General features: G+C 38.8%; 16 protein-coding genes and 2 pseudogenes. 11 read left to right on the top strand and 7 right to left on the bottom strand.

The window, feature by feature from the left end; genetic code table 11:
* The 3 genes and pseudogenes from ACINWC743_RS23630 to rimI all read left to right on the top strand — a co-directional run.
* Positions 1–87: pseudogene (locus ACINWC743_RS23630) on the top strand (elongation factor Tu); the annotation flags it as partial.
* 220 nt (positions 88–307) lie between these two features.
* Positions 308–1,189: a metal-dependent hydrolase gene (locus ACINWC743_RS00090; protein ID WP_005033594.1), complete on the top strand. Its 882-nt coding sequence runs from the start codon at positions 308–310 to the stop codon at positions 1,187–1,189.
* A gap of 108 nt (positions 1,190–1,297) precedes the next feature.
* Positions 1,298–1,756: a ribosomal protein S18-alanine N-acetyltransferase gene (gene rimI, locus ACINWC743_RS00085; protein ID WP_009583855.1), complete on the top strand. Its 459-nt coding sequence runs from the start codon at positions 1,298–1,300 to the stop codon at positions 1,754–1,756.
* Positions 1,757–1,797: 41 nt separating this feature from the next.
* Here rimI and ACINWC743_RS00080 read toward each other — a convergent pair whose 3' ends face one another.
* The 4 genes from ACINWC743_RS00080 to trxB all read right to left on the bottom strand — a co-directional run bounded on the left by ACINWC743_RS00080 (position 1,798) and on the right by trxB (position 6,050).
* Positions 1,798–2,613 carry an arginyltransferase gene (locus ACINWC743_RS00080; RefSeq protein ID WP_004829984.1) on the bottom strand — a complete coding sequence of 272 codons (816 nt, stop codon included), beginning with the start codon at positions 2,611–2,613 and terminating at the stop codon, positions 1,798–1,800.
* A gap of 22 nt (positions 2,614–2,635) precedes the next feature.
* Positions 2,636–3,367: a leucyl/phenylalanyl-tRNA--protein transferase gene (gene aat / locus ACINWC743_RS00075; protein WP_005033587.1), complete on the bottom strand. Its 732-nt coding sequence runs from the start codon at positions 3,365–3,367 to the stop codon at positions 2,636–2,638.
* Positions 3,368–3,436: 69 nt separating this feature from the next.
* Positions 3,437–4,987, bottom strand: a complete 1,551-nt coding sequence (locus tag ACINWC743_RS00070) for a class I SAM-dependent methyltransferase (protein WP_009583865.1) — start codon at positions 4,985–4,987, stop codon at positions 3,437–3,439.
* 109 nt (positions 4,988–5,096) lie between these two features.
* Complete coding sequence (gene trxB / locus ACINWC743_RS00065; RefSeq protein WP_009583858.1) at positions 5,097–6,050, bottom strand: thioredoxin-disulfide reductase; 954 nt, start codon at positions 6,048–6,050, stop codon at positions 5,097–5,099.
* A gap of 311 nt (positions 6,051–6,361) precedes the next feature.
* Here trxB and ACINWC743_RS00060 point away from each other — a divergent pair, with 311 nt between their 5' ends.
* Complete coding sequence (locus tag ACINWC743_RS00060) at positions 6,362–9,484, top strand: DNA translocase FtsK (RefSeq protein WP_009583857.1); 3,123 nt, start codon at positions 6,362–6,364, stop codon at positions 9,482–9,484.
* A gap of 155 nt (positions 9,485–9,639) precedes the next feature.
* Positions 9,640–10,260 (top strand): threonine export protein RhtC, encoded by a 621-nt coding sequence (rhtC, locus tag ACINWC743_RS00055; protein ID WP_009583853.1) that lies wholly within the window; start codon positions 9,640–9,642, stop codon positions 10,258–10,260.
* A gap of 83 nt (positions 10,261–10,343) precedes the next feature.
* Here the strand turns inward: rhtC and ACINWC743_RS00050 are convergent, their stop codons facing one another.
* Positions 10,344–10,835, bottom strand: a complete 492-nt coding sequence (locus ACINWC743_RS00050; protein WP_005033576.1) for a copper resistance protein NlpE — start codon at positions 10,833–10,835, stop codon at positions 10,344–10,346.
* Between the two features lie 42 nt (positions 10,836–10,877).
* Between ACINWC743_RS00050 and ACINWC743_RS00045 the strand changes: the two genes are divergently transcribed.
* Complete coding sequence (locus ACINWC743_RS00045; protein WP_009583859.1) at positions 10,878–11,405, top strand: hypothetical protein; 528 nt, start codon at positions 10,878–10,880, stop codon at positions 11,403–11,405.
* 129 nt (positions 11,406–11,534) lie between these two features.
* Entirely contained in the window at positions 11,535–12,173 is a 639-nt protein-coding gene (locus ACINWC743_RS00040) for a 1-acyl-sn-glycerol-3-phosphate acyltransferase (protein ID WP_046760973.1), read from the top strand.
* Between the two features lie 97 nt (positions 12,174–12,270).
* Here the strand turns inward: ACINWC743_RS00040 and ACINWC743_RS00035 are convergent, their stop codons facing one another.
* Entirely contained in the window at positions 12,271–12,597 is a 327-nt protein-coding gene (locus ACINWC743_RS00035) for a hypothetical protein (protein ID WP_009583854.1), read from the bottom strand.
* Between the two features lie 468 nt (positions 12,598–13,065).
* On the opposite strand from ACINWC743_RS00035, the gene ACINWC743_RS00030 reads away from it, so the two are divergent.
* The 4 genes from ACINWC743_RS00030 to ACINWC743_RS00015 all read left to right on the top strand — a co-directional run bounded on the left by ACINWC743_RS00030 (position 13,066) and on the right by ACINWC743_RS00015 (position 18,569).
* Positions 13,066–14,640 carry an amidohydrolase gene (locus ACINWC743_RS00030; RefSeq protein ID WP_009583861.1) on the top strand — a complete coding sequence of 525 codons (1,575 nt, stop codon included), beginning with the start codon at positions 13,066–13,068 and terminating at the stop codon, positions 14,638–14,640.
* 43 nt (positions 14,641–14,683) lie between these two features.
* Entirely contained in the window at positions 14,684–15,688 is a 1,005-nt protein-coding gene (locus ACINWC743_RS00025) for a CobW family GTP-binding protein (protein WP_009583862.1), read from the top strand.
* 138 nt (positions 15,689–15,826) lie between these two features.
* Entirely contained in the window at positions 15,827–17,218 is a 1,392-nt protein-coding gene (locus ACINWC743_RS00020) for a purine-cytosine permease family protein (protein WP_009583864.1), read from the top strand.
* Between the two features lie 25 nt (positions 17,219–17,243).
* Entirely contained in the window at positions 17,244–18,569 is a 1,326-nt protein-coding gene (locus ACINWC743_RS00015; protein WP_009583852.1) for a hypothetical protein, read from the top strand.
* A gap of 313 nt (positions 18,570–18,882) precedes the next feature.
* Here ACINWC743_RS00015 and ACINWC743_RS00010 read toward each other — a convergent pair.
* Positions 18,883–19,957 (bottom strand): annotated as a pseudogene (locus ACINWC743_RS00010) (HlyD family type I secretion periplasmic adaptor subunit); the annotation flags it as partial.

Below are 19,957 nucleotides of genomic sequence, written 5' to 3'. Positions count from 1 at the left end.
ATCGCAATGGACCCAGGTCTACGTTTTGCGATCCGTGAAGGTGGTCGTACAGTTGGTGCTGGTGTAGTTGCTAAAGTAACTGCATAATCGCTGATTGTGTATAAAAAAGCGCTCCTATGGGGCGCTTTTTTTATGGCTAAAACAAAACCTATAAATTGTCAGACAATTACAGTCTAAAGCTGTCCTTAACTGATATTTGTGTGACCTAATCTGCAATTATCCAAAAATTATAAAAAAGTAAGATAAAGAAAGAGAAAAACAAACATAAAGAATTTAAGTGATATCTCGCTTAATAGGAGTAACTGCAATGAATGCAAAAGTGAATATTTCAAACCGTGCTGGTGCAACCTTCCCTGTACGTCGTATGGATTTTAATTTTGACGATGTACCTGAATACTGGGCAAATGACTCTGCAGGTATTACACATTTCATGACGGCATTATCTGCTTTGTTCCCAGATGGTGAAAAGTTATTTATTGATTCTGTACGCGCAGTGCGTTATCACCCAGCAATTAAAGACAATCAAGCATTGCAAAAAGAAATCAGTGCTTTTATTGGTCAAGAAGCCATGCACACCAAAGAGCATGAAAACTTTAATGCATCCGCAAAACGATTTGGACACGATGTTGAGAAGTATGAACGTGAAACAGGTGCGCTTATTCAAGGTGCACGAAAATGGTTTGCACGAGTTGTTAAACCATTTGGCATGACTCAAGAAATGGTTGATTTGACTGCGACAACAGCATTAGAACACTTTACTGCCACGATAGCCTCTCAACTATTGATAAATGAACATATTCAAAAGCTCATGACCGATCCAACGATGTCATATATGTGGTATTGGCATGCGGTAGAGGAAAATGAACATAAAGCGGTGGCTTTTGATGTGTACGAAGCGGTCTTTGGTAAAGGCATTAAAGCTTATGGATTACGTACAACAGCCTTGGTGGTTTCAATGGTACTGATCTTTATGGCGCAATCCTCTTTTGTTGTACGTCTATTAAAAGAGGATGGAAAGCTTAATCTAAAAGAGCTCGGCATCATTTATAAATATGCTTATAGTCCCTCAAAAGGCATTATTACAGGCATGACCAAAGAGATGTTGGCTTACTTTAAACCTGGATTTCATCCAAATGATTTAGATACAGTCAGCTTGCTTGAAACATGGAAAGCAAAATTAGGGCTTTAATGTTTGATTGAGCGCATTATCTAAGAGCAACATTTGTTGCTCTTTTTTATTCGACTAATTGTATAAATTACATATAATTCATTTTTTATATTGAGTTAATGAACGAAGATGATTCGTTTAATGCAAGCTTCAGATTTACATGTTGTGGCTGAAATTGAAAATCAAGTACAAAGCCATCCTTGGAAAATAAGTCAATTCGAGGAGTCCATCACAAGCTATGTGAGCACGGTAATTGAACAGCACAATCAAGTTGTTGGTTTTTGTATTTTGCAACCTGTGCTAGATGAGGCAAATCTATTACTCATGGCCATTCATCCAAGTCAGCAGGGGAGAGGGTTAGGTTATCAACTGTTAGAGGAATCGATAACCCTGTTAAAAAATAACCCTGTACAAATCTTTCTTGAAGTTCGTGAGTCAAATCAAGCAGCAATCGCATTGTACGAAAAATCTGGCTTTCATCAGATTGATTTGCGCAAAAACTACTATCCCAATAAAGATGGTAGCCGTGAGCATGCCATCATTATGGTCAAAACATGTAGTGATGATTTTTCGAAATTATTTAAATAAAATGATTTAACAAAAATAGTTTAAATAACAGCTCAAGCCGATTATTTAATAATTGGCTCGTTCCACTCAGAAGGGAGTGTGGTCATTAACATATCGCCTAACTCTTGAATCTCTTTGGCGTCCAAATGTCGATTGATACGACGCCATTGCCCGTCTAGTAACAATTCAAATGGGGCATATTGGGATTTGTAATTCATTTTGTTGGCATGTGGAACCCAATAGCCTAAATAGACATAATCCAAGCTCAACGATTTAACATATTCGATTTGCTTTAGTATCGCAAAAACGCCAAGTGAGCGTTTGCTTTCACTTGGATCAAAGAAGGTATACACCGCAGAGACACCATCATCCAATTGATCACAGGTAGACACACTGATTAAACGATCATCTTTCCACAGTTCAAGAAAGAAACTATTGGTACAGCTGTGGATCAAGAATTTTTCAAATTGATCATAGCTCGGAGGGAACATATCACCATCAGCATGCCGTTCAATAATATAACGTTCATAAAGCTGATAATGTATTTGGCTCGCCTCTTGAGTGGAAATAATTTTTACTGTGAGATCTTGATTGCGTTTCCATGCTTTTTTTTGCGCACTGTTCATTTGAAATTCAGCAACGGGGACGCGGCAAGATAAACATTGACGACACAGATGGCATTCAGGGCGATAAACAAAGTCACCACTGCGTCTAAAGCCCACGCGTGATAATTCAGAAAGCGTGACCACATCAATGCGATGTACAGGATCGAGAAAAACCATACGTGCAGATTTATTTTCTAGATAGCTGCAATCATGTGGTGGAGTAATATAGTACTGTAAGTCGTTCAATAGGGACTTAGGATGATAAGAATTCATAAATCAGCCCCTCCTTTTATTGTCATTCCATTAAGCGCGAAAAATTCGCTATTGTTTTACTTGAAAATACACGCTCTTGATAACTTTTCCAATCTATAGGGGGCTGTTTTATTACATCTTGTAACGATTTAAGATATTCATGGCGAGAAAGTGTGCAAGCACCTAAGCTGATTAAGTGATCATTGACTAGCTGACAGTCAATCCATGGCAAATCATTTTCGCGACCTAAGAGCATCAGTGTATAAAACGCCATTTTGGAGACATCCGTTTGTGTGCTGAACATGGACTCGCCAAAACAACCGTGCCCAATACTGACCCCATAAAGCCCACCAACAATTTTATCTTGGTCCCAAACTTCAACACTATAGGCATAACCCGCCTGAAAAAGCTGACAGTAACCTTGAATAATTTCTTCAGAAATCCAGGTTTCATCGGCATATTGACGGGGCAGTGAACAGGAACGAATGACCTGTTCAAAAGCATGATTAATGGTGATTTGATAATCAAACTTTTTCATGTTGCGCAGCAGTGATTTGCTGGGCTTATAGTCTTGAGGACGAATAATACATCTTGGTTCAGGGCTCCACCAGCAAATCGGCTCACCTTCAGAAAACCACGGAAACAAACCATGCGTATAGGCTTCGTAGAGTGTTGATGGATCTAAATCTGCACCAATACAAATTAAACCTTGTTCGTCTGGATCAGCTTCTATTGGATCTGGGAAAATAAATTGTGAAGGTGCTAATGAGTTCACGGAATATCATCAATAAAAAAAGATCAGCTTTATCTTAGCTGATCTTGAATAGAGATGTTTAAGTAGAAGTTATGCAAAAAGTTTCAATTGTTGAGCAATTTTGAGTTTATCGCTGTCTAAAAAGAACTGTGCTTTTTCTTCAATAATTTTCAGACTGGTTTCAGTGTCAGAAACAGGCTGCCCTTGTTTATCCAAGACCAACCATCTTAATTGTGTGAGGACATCCCAAACATATTGAGCAAACTCTGATGCAGAATTTAAACCATCAACAAAATGGGCACGATAGAAAAGTTGAGTAAACTGATCACTTGGGATACCAATCCCCGTTAGTGGGCATGCCAAAACCTGATAATTGGTATGATAACTGGCTTGTTCGAGGAAGTAGTGATTTAACTTTTGTGCTTGTTGTGTTGTTTCGTCAGATAATTGGTGCTGACATGGCTGAGCTAAACCTAAGTGACACAAGATCACCAGCGCATTTAACAGTTTGGCATAGGTAATATCAGGCATGACTTGTTCGAGTTGAGCAAGGGTTTGTGGCTGATAGTCAGAATTTTTAAAGTGTGCGCCTAAAGGTTGGTAAACTTCTTGGAGCAAATCAAATTCACCTAAGTAGCCAGCAATAGTGGTAGGTAGCTTTTCAGGTGCAATCAATAGCACAAAAGCTGTATTTCTCAGACGATGTTGAATTTCGAGTGGGGTGAGGGTATTTTTACCACGAATAAAAAGATCTTTTCTAAATTGAGTGTTGGCAAAGTAATCTCTACATTGTTCTTTAAAGATCGGATGCTCAATGGTATTTAAAAATTGCTGGTGTTGATCACTAAAATTAATATTATCTAAATGGGTATTTAAATCAGTTGAACCTGCATAGGTCAGTTTAATTTCTTCTAGGATTCGTACCACTTGTTGAAATGAAAAACATTGCCAATCTTGATTGAGATATTCATGAACCAAATAATTGGGATTTTGTTTTTTGAGGTCTTGAACTTTATTGAGTGCATTGGGATTTCGTTGTGCAAATAACGGATTTTGAGTGAGTAAGGCTTCACTGAATTCAAGTGAGTCATTTACTTTTTGCAGTGGGTTGGTGCTGGTGCTGTTAAATTTAAAATGACTATGAAATAACTCTCGAATCGGCATATTGGCTGCCCAACCCGTTAAACAATTATAACTGATATAGACAATCCCGTTTGGGCTTAAAAATTTTCGGATGAACTGTAAAATAATATGTTGGTTTTCATGACTGATCCAACTCCAAATACCATGTAGGCTGATGGAGTCAAACATCGGTAGATCTTTATTGAGTAATTCTTCAAAACTGGCATCATAAAAATGGTGCGGAACTTGCGTTTGTTCAGCCAAAACATTGGCATGTGCCGCGTGAGCAGGGTTGAAGTCAGTACCAAAAAATAAACCGAAACTAGAGGTAGCATGGATATTCAGACTGACCCCTTGTCCAAAACCGAGTTCACAATGTTTATGATCATCTTTGGCAGGTGGGCAATCTACCCCATTGAGTAGTAAACAAAATTTCTGATAATTAGGGCTAAGATCTTTGTAGTAGCCATAGGTGTAATTTACTTCAGTCTGGTAGCCATCGGTCCACGTTGTTGTCATCTTTTTTCCTATAATTGATGTCTATTTAAAATCATTGATCTTGTTTATTTATAAATCAAAAATAAACAAACCGCCATGTAGGCGGTTTGTTTTTACAAAAATAATGGAATTATTCTAAGCCATCTAAATAACGGTCTGCGTCAAGTGCAGCCATACAGCCTGAACCTGCCGAAGTAATTGCTTGACGATACACATCATCAGCCACATCACCTGCCGCAAATACACCTGCAACAGATGTTGCTGTTGCATTACCTGCAGTACCACTGCGGACTTGGATATAGCCATTACGCAATTCAAGTTGATCTTCAAACATCGCAGTATTTGGTTTATGACCAATCGCAACAAACAGACCTGAAACATCAACGTCTTGTGATGAGTCATCTTGGGTTGATTTAAGACGTACAGACGTTACGCCTGAGTTGCTGTCACCGAGAACTTCTTCAACCTGATGGTTCCAGATGATCGAAATTTTTCCTTCTTTAACTTTCTCCTTGAGATGATCTTGAAGAATTTTTTCTGAGCGTAATTTGTCACGACGGTGTACAAGCGTTACATGTGATGCGATGTTGGAAAGATATAATGCTTCTTCGACCGCAGTATTACCGCCACCCACAACCATGACTTTTTGGTTTTTGTAAAAGAAACCATCACAAGTTGCACATGCACTGACACCTTGACCCATATAGGCTTGTTCTGACTCTAAACCTAAGTATTGTGCTGTTGCACCAGTTGCAATAATTAAAGCATCACAGGTGTATTCATCCATGTCGCCTTTGAGAACGAATGGACGCACTTTCAAATCAACTTCATTGATGTGATCGTAGAGTATTTCAGTACCAAAACGTTCAGCATGCGCTTGCATACGCTCCATCAATGCAGGACCTGTTAAACCTTCAGCATCGCCCGGCCAGTTTTCAACATCAGTCGTCGTGGTTAATTGACCACCCAACTGCATACCGGCAATCAATGTTGGCTTTAAGTTGGCACGTGCTGCATATACTGCAGCACTATAACCCGCAGGACCAGAACCGAGAATAATCAACCGAGAGTGACGAGCGCTCATAAGTCATCCTTTTTATAAAAAATATAGCAATTGCTCGAATTATACGTGAAACTTGGTCAAAGTTGTGTGGCTTCAATGTCGATAATATTGATCATCTAAATCGAATTGAGCTATATAGAAAGACGAAATAAGTTTGTTGAGCATTTTCATGCAAATAAAACTTTAAATTTCTAACAATGCTTTACAACACAAGTAAATAATAGTGCATCTTTTTTTTAAGAACAGGTGCATAATATAAAAATTTCTTCTCTCAAGAAAAGCTTAAAAGCTTCAGAAAAGAGTAATTTGAATAATTGGTTACAGGATCGTATATGACTGCGGTGTCAAATGTTTATGCACAGCGCTTTTTAACAACAATATTCTTGATTTCATTTGGGATCTATCTGTTCCTTGCAACAGTGACTTATACCCCATTTGATCCAGGTTGGATGCATATTTCCAGTGATACACAACAGGTTTCAAATGCCAGTGGTGTTGCAGGTGCTTGGATTGCTGATTTATTGTTTGGTTTCTTAGGTTGGGCAAGTCTACTTATCCCTGTATTTATGTTTATTGAAGCCATACAAGTATGGTGGCCACGAAGCTTTGTGAGTCGTCCATTTCGTTATGCTGCTCAATTTTTCATTTTGCTGGCGACATCGAGTTTATTGTATTTGTTATGGAATGTGCCTGCAGATACATTGGCAAATGCCTCGGGTGGGATTATTGGCTATGAATTAGGTGAAAGTCTATCTCAACTGATGACCATCTATGGCGCTGTAATTTTTATCCTGATTTTACTCATTGTGTTATTTACTTTGGCTTTTGGAATCCAATGGAATAAAACATGGGCAATGTTGAAAGCCACACCTGCATATTTACAAGATTTATTTTATAAAAATGTGCCTGAAAGTGAGTCAGCCTATGATTTAACTTCACCACAAAAGAATAAAGTGCATTCGCATAAAGCTGAGCCGATTACAGCACAGGCAGAATTTACTGAAGCTGATCAAGAGCAACAGCCTAAAGAACATTTAATTGTTAAAAATACTAAACATAATCAAACGGCTGAGCGTTTGTTTGATGACATGATTGAACAAGAACATAAAGCTCATCAGGAGACTCACTTTGATCGAGATGATATCGATGATGAAACTTTGGAACGCACTTTAGAAAAGGCGCATCGTTTAGAACAAGACAGTCAACGTACGGTTTCATCTGGTGAAGTATGGAAAGCACTGAATCAAGATCAAGATCACAATCGTGATATAGATGCATTATTAAGAGCTTCAGAAGATCAAACTGAAAATAAATATCCTGATCATTTACCGCATGCACATACATCAGTGAGCCATGTAGAGACAAAACAAAAATCATCACTTGACTGGGATGATGATCAAGTTTTTGATGAATTATTATCTGTTGTTCCGAATGGGCAAACCGCAACAGATATTCATACACCATTCAATGCCAATACAGCACATACGCAAGTTGAATCTACAGATACAATTCAGCCCACCACGAGTTTTGCCAATGTTGCTGGAGCGACTGCATCGACTGTTGTGACAACATCAGGTTTAGCCCATGAACTGGATGAACTTGCTTCACTTGCTGATGATCGATTTGCTGAAGCACATGATATAACGCATTCAGAACAGTCTTCCATTGAGCCTAGAACAACGGCTGAGGCAAGAACCACCAGTAGTTATGCCCAATCTTCGCCGTTTACCCGTGCCAATATTCAAACTCATTTAGCAGCATCAACTTTGGTGAGCGAAGAAGAGAAATCTCTGATTTCTTCCGATAAAGATGCGTTTAGGGAGGCGTGGCAAGAAACAGCGGGTAAACCTCAAGATGAATTGCAGACTGAGTTTGCAGAACTTGAAGATGACTTCGACTTAGATGCACCGCTGACAGATGCTTTCGGTCGACCAATGTCACGAGCAATGCAGGTTGCCCAAAAGCGTCGTGATTTACCTACTTTGCCAGGCTTTGAATTACTGGATAAAGTTGATCCAAATAAAAAGGTTAACTTTACAGCTGAACAACTTTCGCGCTTATCTGAATTGTTAGAAATTAAACTACAAGAATTCAATGTCAAAGCAAAAGTCATTGAAGCACAACCTGGACCTGTAGTAACACGTTTTGAGTTGGATCTTGCACCAGGCGTTAAAGCTTCCAAAGTCACCAATATTTCACGAGATTTAGCACGTTCAATGTCTATGGCTTCGGTGCGTGTTGTTGAAGTTATTCCAGGTAAACCGTATATCGGCATTGAAGTGCCCAATAGCAGCCGTGAAATGGTGCGTTTGATTGAGTTGCTTGAAACTCCTGCTTTTAGAGATCCAAACGGTTTGCTTTCAATGGCAATGGGGAAAGATATTTCAGGTAATCCAGTTATTACTGATTTAGGTAAAGCCCCCCATATGCTGGTTGCAGGGACAACGGGTTCGGGTAAGTCGGTTGCAGTTAACTCGATGATTTTATCGATGTTATTGAAATATACGCCAGACCAATTACGTTTGATTTTAATTGACCCTAAGCAATTAGAATTGGCAAATTATAATGATATTCCTCATTTATTGACCCCTGTTGTTACAGACATGAAAGATGCTGTAAGTGCTTTGAACTGGTGTGTAAATGAGATGGAACGTCGTTATAAACTGATGTCATTCTTGAAGATTCGTAAACTGGCGGACTATAACCGTAAAGTTGAAGAAGCTATTGCCAATGGCGAGGACTTGATTGACCCGACGTGGAAAGCCAGTGATTCTGCTACGCAGGAACGTGCACCACGTTTGCAACCTCTCCCATCTATTGTGATTGTGGCGGATGAATTTGCAGACATGATCATGCAGGTGGGTAAAAAGGCAGAAGAGATGATCACACGTCTGGCGCAAAAGTCACGTGCGGCTGGTATTCATTTACTGCTAGCGACACAACGACCGTCTGTAGACGTGATTACAGGCTTAATTAAAGCCAACATTCCAACCCGTGTAGCATTACGTGTAAACAGTAAAATTGATTCACGTACAATTCTTGATGGTGGTGGCGCAGAAGATTTGCTCGGTCATGGTGACATGCTCTTCCTCGGACCGGGTAAGATTGATCCTGAACGTGTACATGGGGCGTTTATTTCCGATGACGAGGTCAACCGGATCTGTGACGCATGGCGTGAACGTGGTGAACCTAATTATATCGATGAAATTCTTACCCCATTTGATGAGGAACCGACCTCACGTGGTTTTGAGGATGGCGATGGCGATCCAAACCGTGATGCACTGTATGACCAATGTGTTTCCTTTGTATTGGAAACCCGCAAGGTATCAGTATCATCGTTACAACGTAAGTTTAGCTTGGGTTATAACCGTGCTGCACGTATTGTTGATCAAATGCAAGAGCAGGGCATTGTCAGCGAACAAGGACCTAACGGTAAACGTGATATTCTGGTCTAACTCGATCAAGTTGTAATGGGTTTCGACCGATTGCAACTTCACTATTATATAAAAAATTTCAATTATACTTCGCATAAAAAGCTGAAATACATGTGTGGTAAAACATGAATTTTCACACTAATATAAAACAGCCATCTTTAAATGGAATTTAGCAAATGTTGATTGCATTAAGCACTTTAATCTTTATTCATTTTTGTGCACTCATCACCCCAGGTCCAGATTTTTTCCTCGTTTCTCAAACAGCAATAAGTCGTTCAAGAAAGCAATCTATCTTTGTCGTGCTTGGAATCACCTCAGGCGTAATGTTCTGGGCATTCTTCGCACTGATGGGGTTGAATATTATTTTTGAAAAAATGGCTTGGCTTCGACATGTCATTTTGGTGGTGGGTGGAATTTATTTGTGTTGGCTTGGCTATCAAATGTTGAAATCTGCATTGAGTAAAAAAGTGATGACAACTCAACATCATTTTGAGCTGCCGCAAAGCAACTTCCGCTTTTTTCTCAAAGGTTTTTTAACCAATTTATCTAATCCTAAAGCAGTGATTTATTTTGGTAGTGTTTTTTCTATCTTTTTGGCAAATCCAAATTTAGATGGATTACATTCATTATTATTTGTCATTGTGTCAATTGAGACTTTAATTTGGTTCAGCTTTGTGGCTTTTGTCTTTTCATTGCCAAGCTTTAAAGCAGCTTATCAAAATGCCGCAAAATGGATTGATGGTGTGTCTGGTGGAATCTTTACATTGTTTGGAATTTATTTGATAGGTAATCATTGATCTTATCGTGCATAGATAAAAAAACCTGCTTCAGCAGGTTTTTTATCATGTGAACACTGAATACATCTTTAGTAATTGATTGGTTATTCAGCTGTTTTGCTTAACTGATATAGCTCGGCATTTGGACCTTCAATTTTTTCGCCTGTATCAAAACGACGTGCTTCCAGTATATTTTCACCCACGAAGTATTTACGTCCATCGGCATTTTTATCTAGACCGATAATCGATCCTGACTCATCAAAGCTAAAACTGCCTTGAGTTTTAAATGGTTTGCCTTCACCTTTAACCCCTTCATATTCTTCAATCAGTTCGTAAGTATGATCTGATTTGAGAATCAGTTTGGTTTTAATTCCTGAGCAATCAGCACATGGTAGTAAGCCAGTATATTCGCCCGCCCAGTCCAAACTATTTTGTGCATTGTGTTCAGAGTCAATAGTTGGTGTTGCTGCTTCATGAGATGCAGCAGCTTGAGTTTGTGCAGTTGTTTGAATATCTTCAGATGCTTGATGAGTCGGTTTAGAACAAGCACTTAAAGTTAACCCTAATAGTGAAATAACCAAGAGTGTTTTTTTCATCGTATCACCTAAATAGATAAGTTTTTATATCATGTTTTGTTTATGTCATTTGAACCAATAACGCAAGGCATGGTTGAAACGTCAACAGATCCTAAGAATATAAGCTATCTCACTGATAAGAAATGTGAATTATGTAAGGAAATGCAGTGCAATGTAGTCTGCCTACTCAAGTTGAGCTACTATGTTGGTTCTGTTGTGGTGGTGTTATTTAAAGTTATGACTCATTTGGCTGAATATGTTGCTTGTATTTATGATATGCAAAGTGATCAAGAAACACGTAATGACCAACTCAAAATACAACATGTGGTTGAACAGTCTGAACAAACGTTTTTGAATGATATAACTTTTACTCAGACCACTAAAATCTATACCTTTATTGATGGAACTCAACTAAAACACACTATAGAACAGGACAGTCAGCTTTTTGAAGTGGAAGCATGTTTGGAAAGTTGGATCGAGTATCAAGTCATTCACCAATCAAATAAAAATATTCATCCGCAAAAAATTCATTTTGATAATCATTGTCGTGAATTACATTGGATTCAGTATTTTAATTCAGTTAAAAATTGATATATGCAAATTCTTTGCAAAATTGATTTAATTTGGATGATTTACTGACAAGTTTAGCTTTTAATTATTTTTATACATTTATATATTAATCGCTTGTTTTATAGGCGATTTGCATTTTTATCTAGGATGATGATTGCTACAATCCTGCGCAAATTTTATCTGTTGGGGCGTAGGGTGTTCGAAAAATTAGCTGAGCGAAGTTTGGGATGGATGGGGTGGCAAATCGATAACCATTGGGATTTAAACATTGATCAATGCGTTATGATCGCTGCTCCACATACCAGCAATTGGGATGCACTCTATGCACGTTTAGCACTCAAAGCATTGGGTGTTCATGTTCGTATTACCATCAAAGATAGCTATATGAAATTGCCTTTTGGACCTTTTGTCCGTGCAATGGGCGGAATTGGTATTGATCGCCGTCCTAAGAAAGATGGTGAAGCTCGTCCAAGTATGGTTCAGTTGATGAGCGATTTATTTAAAAGCCATTCTAAATTGGTGATGCTAGTCACACCTGAGGGGACGCGTTCTAAACAGGAACAGTGGAAAACTGGCTTCTATCATGTGGCGATGAATGCAGGTGTGCCAATTGCATTGGCATATATGGATTATGCAAAGAAAAAAACGGGTATTGGTAAAATTGTATATCCGACAGGAGACTATCAGCAGGATATGGCTGAAATCATGGCATTTTATGCGCAGATTAATCCCAAACATCCAGATTTATTTAGTGTGGATACGAGATTTATGCAAGAAGCTGAGTTTTAATCGACAACTTAGCTAAAATAATAAATACAATCTGTTGGACGTGATTTCATGGGAATAAGCGTTTTAATTATTCCCTATTTTTGCTTGTCCCAAATAATTAGTGCTTTTCCGTTTGCACACCACCAAGTGATTCACATGCAGTCTTATAAATATCATATTGCTGTTGAACCACTTCATCTAAAGGAATTTTAAATAATTCCTCTCCTGACTTATAACGTTCAATGTATTCTGTGGCTTTTTCTTTACTCACAGCAAGTGAATGCTCGTGATAAAGATTAATTGCACTATGATTGAGTTCAGCGGTTTCTATATTGTTACATTGAAATTGGTTGAGAATTTTTTCAGCCGTTTTTATTTCACGAGATGTACCCAGTGCACATCCAGCCAAGAGAATAATGACACTGAATAATAAAAAGGCTTTCATTGTAGATATATAACAAAAAGAGATGCGAAATTTTAAGATGAATCCCTCATTAAAAATAGATTGAAATTGAACAATCGTCGGAATTGGATGGGTAATTGGTGAATAAAACGACAGCCAGCTTGACGCGATAGTTTAAGTAATTACTCAATGCATCATTGTCGACAATACCACTTTGAAATGGATGAAGAGAAACAGGCATCTATCGGCTAATTTTTGCATTTTATCTCACATCCGATTAAGTACAGATTTTGACTCAGCAAAACATGATTGATGAGTTACTTTGAAAATTCAGAACATCTACATCAATTTTTAAGAATTACTTATATGGTTGCCGTGGAGTATAAAAAATAAGCAATACACATAAAAGATTAGCTGTGAAAAACGGAAAAGCTTTTTGATGAATATGTATTTATGACTTTTTCAGAAATTTGAGCTGAATATTCATTGAGCGTAAGCAGGGATAAAACAATGAGTAATATTATTTACTACAATACAAAAATTTATACCGTGAATGAATCACAACCTTGGGCGGAAGCCATGTGGGTCAAGGCGGGTAAAATTTTAGCAATAGGTGATCAAGATGAACTATTGGCTTTGGCTGAGGGTGCAGAGCACTATGATTTAGCAGGAAAAATGGTTATGCCGGGTATACATGATGCGCATACTCATCTTTTAAAAGCAGCATTGCGTCGCTTGGAATATTCTTGCGAATTAAATGATCCCCAAACCTTAGATGAATTGGCACAACAGCTCAAAGCATACTGGGCAAAATATGCTTCAGAAAGGACATGGATTTTTGCAGGTCTTTACAATCCATTAATTTTTACGGCAGAGATACTGACACGTGAGTGGCTAGATCAAGTCATTCCTGATGTGCCTATCGTTATTCATGATTTCTCATTTCATAACGTTATGGCGAATAGTCTCGCCTTAGATCTTGCAGGGATTAGCCGTGATACACCCAGCACAATACGAGCAAAAATCGAAAAAGATCCTTTAACTGGTGAACCCACAGGAATCTTACGTGAAGGGGCTTGGGTTAAATTATATATGGCTGCGCCTACCGAGAGTGCAGAACAGAATAAGCAAGCGCTTAAGATGGCGGCAAGTATTTGTAACCAATATGGCATAACTTCAGCGCAGGAAGCCTCAGCAACACGTCCGTTCTTGATTGCGGCGCAAACTTTGGATGAAGCGCAGGAACTTACACTGGATTTGTTTTGTCATCTGCCTTGGCGAGCGGAAGTGGTGTCCTTAAGTGATCGTGATGAAGATGAACAGGTCATTGCACAGCGCGAACAATATGCTTCAAAACGTGTCATGGTCAACGGTATTAAAGTCATGTTGGATGGTACGTCTATGGCGCCTACTTTTAGTCATGTACCTTTAGACCCAGTCACAGATCAGCCAATAACCTATAACTTACTTCTTGATTCAAATGAACTTACTGAAAAAATCCGTGAATGGACCAAGGCAGATTTGATTGTTAAGACACATTGTACGGGGTATGGCTCCGTGCGTATTGCGCTGAATAATTATGAAAATGCAAATCATATCGAGCGAAAGGCAGGACATTTTCATGATATTGCACATGCCCATTATGTGTCTTTAAAAGATCGTCCCCGTTTTGGAGAACTCGGTATTATTGCTGAGATGTCTCCAGCAATTTGGCATATCCCTGAATATCAGCAAGCGCTAGGTAAAGCTTACGACTTTCGAAGTTTGTATGAAGCTGGTGCAATCATGACGGTGGGAACGGATTGGCTCTTACCCCCAACCCCTAATTTATTCCCAGCTTTAGCTGGCATTTTGCAACACGGTGATGAAAGTGTGCCATTGGAGGTGGCGCTACAAATGATGACTTTGAATGGTGCAATTGCCATAGGTCATCGCCATCGCACTGGAAGTTTAGAAATGGGTAAAGATGCAACTTTTATTGTTTTGGATCGTAATATTTTTGAATCAACAGTAGAAGAAATTGCAGCGACTCAAGTCATCACCACTGTATTGCAAGGTCAGCATGTATTTCAGCGGACCAGTTAATACCGTTTAAAAATATTGTTTGTTTGGGTTAGGGAGAATAGAGATGAATGCAGTAAAACGTATCCCTGTGACATTACTGACAGGGTTTCTAGGGAGTGGTAAAACAACTTTACTCCGAAACTTGTTGGCTGATGAACGAATGAAGCGCACAGCTGTCATCATTAACGAAATCGGAGAGATTGGTTTAGATCATCTGCTGGTTGGTCAGATTGATCAAGATATGGTTTTACTTAAAAGTGGTTGCGTGTGTTGTAGTGTTAAAACTGAATTTTCAGAGACGCTCAAATTACTTTATCAACGTGCCCAGGCAGAAATAATACCGATATTTGATCGGGTCATTGTTGAAACAACGGGGATGGCTGATCCTGTACCTTTACTGAAACTATTGTTGGCAGATGAAAGTATAGCAATGCTATTTAGTGTGCAAACAGTCATTGCGACTGTTGATACATTATTACCCATAAATTTAGCTCAGCAACGCATGGAAAGAATCCGTCAAATCGCTGTTGCAGACAAAATCATTTTAACTAAAACCGATTTATCTCATGCCTTTCATAATTTCGTTGAAGGGATAGCGGCTTTAAATGATGCTGCTGAAATCATTGATTCTTCAGATGTGGAAGCTGTTGGTTCATTAATTTTTGATCGCGAACAGTATCCAATTGTACGTGATTTACCGCAGATCCAATGGTTTAAACAAAATAGTCATCTGAGAAACAAGTTGGGGCAATCACTGCACCAAGGTATGAGTAGTTTATGTTTATATGCTGATCAACCATTAGCTTGGCGGAGTATAACCCAGTTTCTTCAGAAACTCGCTCGCCTGTATGGAGAGAATTTACTCCGAATCAAAGGTTTGATTCATATTAGGGAGTCTTTGAGACCTGTTGTAATACATGGTGTACAGCATTATTTATTTCCAGAATCTTACCTCGATACATGGTCAGATGATGACCCAAAAACAAGAATTGTGATCATTTTTGAAGGTGCAATTCAGCAGAATATACAAGCCTTGTTTGATGACATTGTGCTTGAACCGATGTACTGATAGCACAACTTTTTTCACCCACTCACTTCAATATTTTTCAAATGCGTACTTGAGACGCAGGGGAGTTTATATCTCTAAAAAAGCAATTTAAACAAGAAATCTAAATTTTAAATCTTCCTTTATATAAGGAGCTATATCATGCAAGAACAACCTGTTCATTCAATTGAACAACATACCATTCAGCAAATTCCACTCAATGAACGGCATGGTCGACCTTTGGACCTCTTTACCTTATGGTTTGGTGGGAATTTGATGTTATTGACCTTTGTGACAGGATCACTTTCTGTCATTATTTTTCAGCAATCTTTTATATCCGCGATTCTCAGTACGATTTTGGGAACGTTGATTGGTGCTATTTTTGCAGCCTTACATGCAGCTCAAGGTCCTCAACTTGGTGTACCGCAAATGATTCAAACCAAGGGACAGTTTGGATCTCTTGGCGCATTGCCGATTTTAGGAATTGTAGTGATCATGTATGTTGGTTTTCTTGCCTCCAATATAACTTTGGCAGGACAGGCGATCAACTTGCTTATTCCCTCATTTAGTCAATCTTTCGGGATTTTACTGGCAGGTATTGTCGCTGTGACAGGTGCCATCGTTGGCTATAGGTTGATTCACCTCTTTACCAAAATTATCTTTGTCATTTGTGGGATCGGGTTTGTTTTGGCCTATATATGGGTATTCATTATTTATGGATTACCGCTAGACTTTTTTGAAAGAAACTCTTTTTCTGCAACTGGTTTTCTTGCGTCACTTTCGATAGCCGCTTTATGGCAAATAGCGTATGCACCTTATGTCTCTGATGCAAGTCGTTATCTGCCTAAAGAAACAGGAGCTCATTCCGCATTTTGGGCAACTTATTGGGGATGCTCTTTGGGGACGATTATCCCCATGTCCTTGGGGATCACAATCGGATTGTTGACACCCAATGGTGATGTTATTTCTGGATTGATCAACTATGTACCAGAAATAGGCAGTGGAATTATTTTTATCCTTGTCATTGCAATCGCAGCCATAAATTCAATGAATTTATATTGCGGTGTATTGACCTTAATCTCTTTTATTCAAACCCTTATTCCATCATTTATTCCATCAGCGAAGGGTAGGGTACTGATTTCTTTTGTTTTTATTGGTATCGCATTGTGGATTGGGATTAAGGCATCCAGTAATTTCTTGCCGATGTTTACCAACTTTATCTTCTTACTGATTTACGTCCTTATTCCTTGGACAGCAGTAAATTTGGTGGACTATTACTGGGTTCGGCATGGTGAATATGATGTGAAATCATTTTTTCTACAAGATGGAGGGAAATATGGAAAATTTAACATTTTGGCTGTCTCGGCATACATCTTTGGGGTTGTTGTTCAAATCCCATTTATTGCCACAGAGTTGTATACAGGTTCTATTGCCCATTTATTGAATGGTGCTGATATTTCATGGGTTGTGGGGTTAATTCTAACTTCTATTTTTTATCTTGTTGCCATCAAACTCTGCGGAGTTCAAGAGTATCCATCCAAAAGCAAAAACTAAAAATAATTTCAAGGAGATATTGATTATGGAAAAATCATCTTATTTTCATTCTATGTTGTGTGTTGTTGTACTTTCCTTTGTGCCTTTAGCAGCTGTTGCTGAGTATGAAATAAAATCAGGAAATCTTACTGGAGAATTGGGATTAACCATAACTGCTGCCAATCTGTATGCAGATCATATTAATTTTGGTAGTGGGCGAATCGATTTACGTGATCAGACAATGACAGGTCAACAAGCAACTTGGCAAGAAGCTTATTTAAAACCTAATTTAAACCTGAACTATAAGCTAGATTCAGATATAAATTTAATACTTGGTACATCAATCGTTGCTTCACAAACTTTTGGAGATGGTGATGCCGGTGGCTACACCCGACGTTCAGATGGTCGAACCAGTGTTGAGGAGCTTTATGCGGGTATTGGATATGGTGACTGGAAGTTGACGGCTGGACGGCAAAATTATTCGATTGCTACAGGTTTTATCATCATGGATGGTAATTTGGATCAATATCAAGATGGAACCTATTATATTGCTCCACGTTCTGCATTTCGCAATTCCGCAGTGCTTGCATGGGAACAGCAAAATTTAAAAGCACAGCTGTTTACGTTAGGTACAGATTATGATTTGGGCAGTTTTAAAATGAATGGTGCGAATCTAGATTATGATTGGAACGAAAATCTTACTTTGGGTTTAACTGCATTTAAAGTTAAAGCTCCTTCTTCCGATGCTGCCCCTAAAGATGGAATGCAAGTTTATAATTTAAGGGCATTAAATGCTAAATCAGCACTGATTCCAGCCTTAACTTTGAACGGTGAATATGCAATTCAACGCGGTCGTGGGGATGGTGTGAGTTATCAGGCAAATGCCTGGTATACCCAAGCTGACTATGTTTTTGACGGTTTGCCATTTCAACCTACATTAGGCTATCGATATTCTTTTTTTTCTGGAGATGATAATTTACAAGATAAGCAACGCCGTAGTTGGAATGCGTTAAGTAAAGGTTATATTGGGTGGGGAACTTGGTTATTGGGTGATGTTGCGGGAAATTATGCTTTGTACAATAGCAATGAAAAAGTTCAGCAATTTTCGATTAAATCCCAATTGAATGATCAACTTACATTCGGAACAATTTATTATCAGTTGGCGTTGGATAAAGCCAATTATTTTGGAACACCTGTTCATAATCGTCGTTTTGCGGATGAGTACAGTATTTATTTAGAGTGGGTACCTACAACTAAACTGTACACCTCTTTATCCTATAGTTGGCTTAACCCTAAAAGTGCAGCCAAAGAGGCGTTTGGAGATCATAAAAACTTTTCCGCATTTGGAATTTATTTAAAATATCGTCTCTAACGTTCAAAAAATAAAGCTGTTATGGTGTGACTAAATTGTCGTATTTTCGCTCATGTCGTTTGAGCAAATAAGTCATCTTAATCATCAATGATTCGTTATAAATGTGTCGAATGGTTAGCTCATTCGTTGCTCCTATTCACAGCGTTAAAATCATATTTGTCGTCTATGTTTTCATCAGTAGGATGAGGTTCAAGATAGTATTATTTTAACATTGCAAGACTTATAGATAAGAATAGACACCAATAAAAAACCAATCTGCAGATTGGTTTTTTATTTCCATTGATGTATTTCATAATGCTTGATGATCTAAAACTCAACGCTCTCTTAATGCTTCTTTAGCTTTATTGAATGGTTTCAGCAAGTATTCAATAATGGTTTTCTGACCTGTGCGAATATCAACAGTAGCCACCATACCCGGCGTAATCGAAAAAGATTTACCTGCCTTATTCACCAGTTTATCTTTATTGGTTCGAATATAGACGCGATAGTAAAACTGATCTTGTTTCACCTCATCACGAATGGTATCAGGTGAAATCACCGTCACTTTACCTTCCAAACCACCATAAATAGAATAGTCATAGGCCGTGATTTTCACTAAAGCCGGCTGCCCCGGATGAATAAATGCAATATCTCGTGGGGAAATTCGTGCTTCAATCAATAACTGCTCATCAATCGGAACAATGGTCATCAACTTGCCATTTTGCGGTACCACCCCACCAATCGTGGTCACGGCAATTTCTTTGACCACACCACGGACAGGCGCTTTAAAGGTGGAACGTTTGACCGAATCATTTCGACCTGCCACGATTTGCTGTAACGATTGAATATCTGCATTGGCTTTCGCCAACTCTTCGCGTGACTTTACATAGTAGTCATTACGCTTGTCATTGATCTGATTTTCAAAGTTATTGATATCTCGTTTTAGACGTAATACTTCAACCTCGGATGCCGCACCTTTGGCACCAATGGTTGGTCATTTGCAATTCATTTTGCACCAAAGCCAAGGCATGTTTTAACCCCGTGATGGACTCATCCAAATTGGCACGACGAGAGGTATACAGTGCCGTTTCCTCTCGAACTAAGGCTGGTACTGCCAATACATCTTTAGGGAAGCGTAGCGGTGTACCATTCACTTCTGCCTCTAAACGTGCAGCAGTGGCTTGGGTTGCCAGTAATTTAGTCTGGCTTTCTCCGACTTGTGACTCGAATCGAGTGGGGTCAATCTGAGCAAGGGTTTGTCCTTTTTGTACAATATCACCTTCTTTGACAGCCAAACTGGTGAGCACCCCACCATCTAAGGATTGAATGATTTGCTCTTTGGACGAAGGAATTACTTTACCTGTGCCCGTTGAAACTTCTTCCAATTTAAAAACGCATGCCCAAATCAA

Origin of the sequence: Acinetobacter sp. WC-743 (assembly GCF_000335555.1) — a bacterium.
GTDB classification, from domain to species: Bacteria; Pseudomonadota; Gammaproteobacteria; order Pseudomonadales; family Moraxellaceae; genus Acinetobacter; species Acinetobacter bereziniae.
This window is presented reverse-complemented; position numbering and strand designations above follow the sequence as displayed.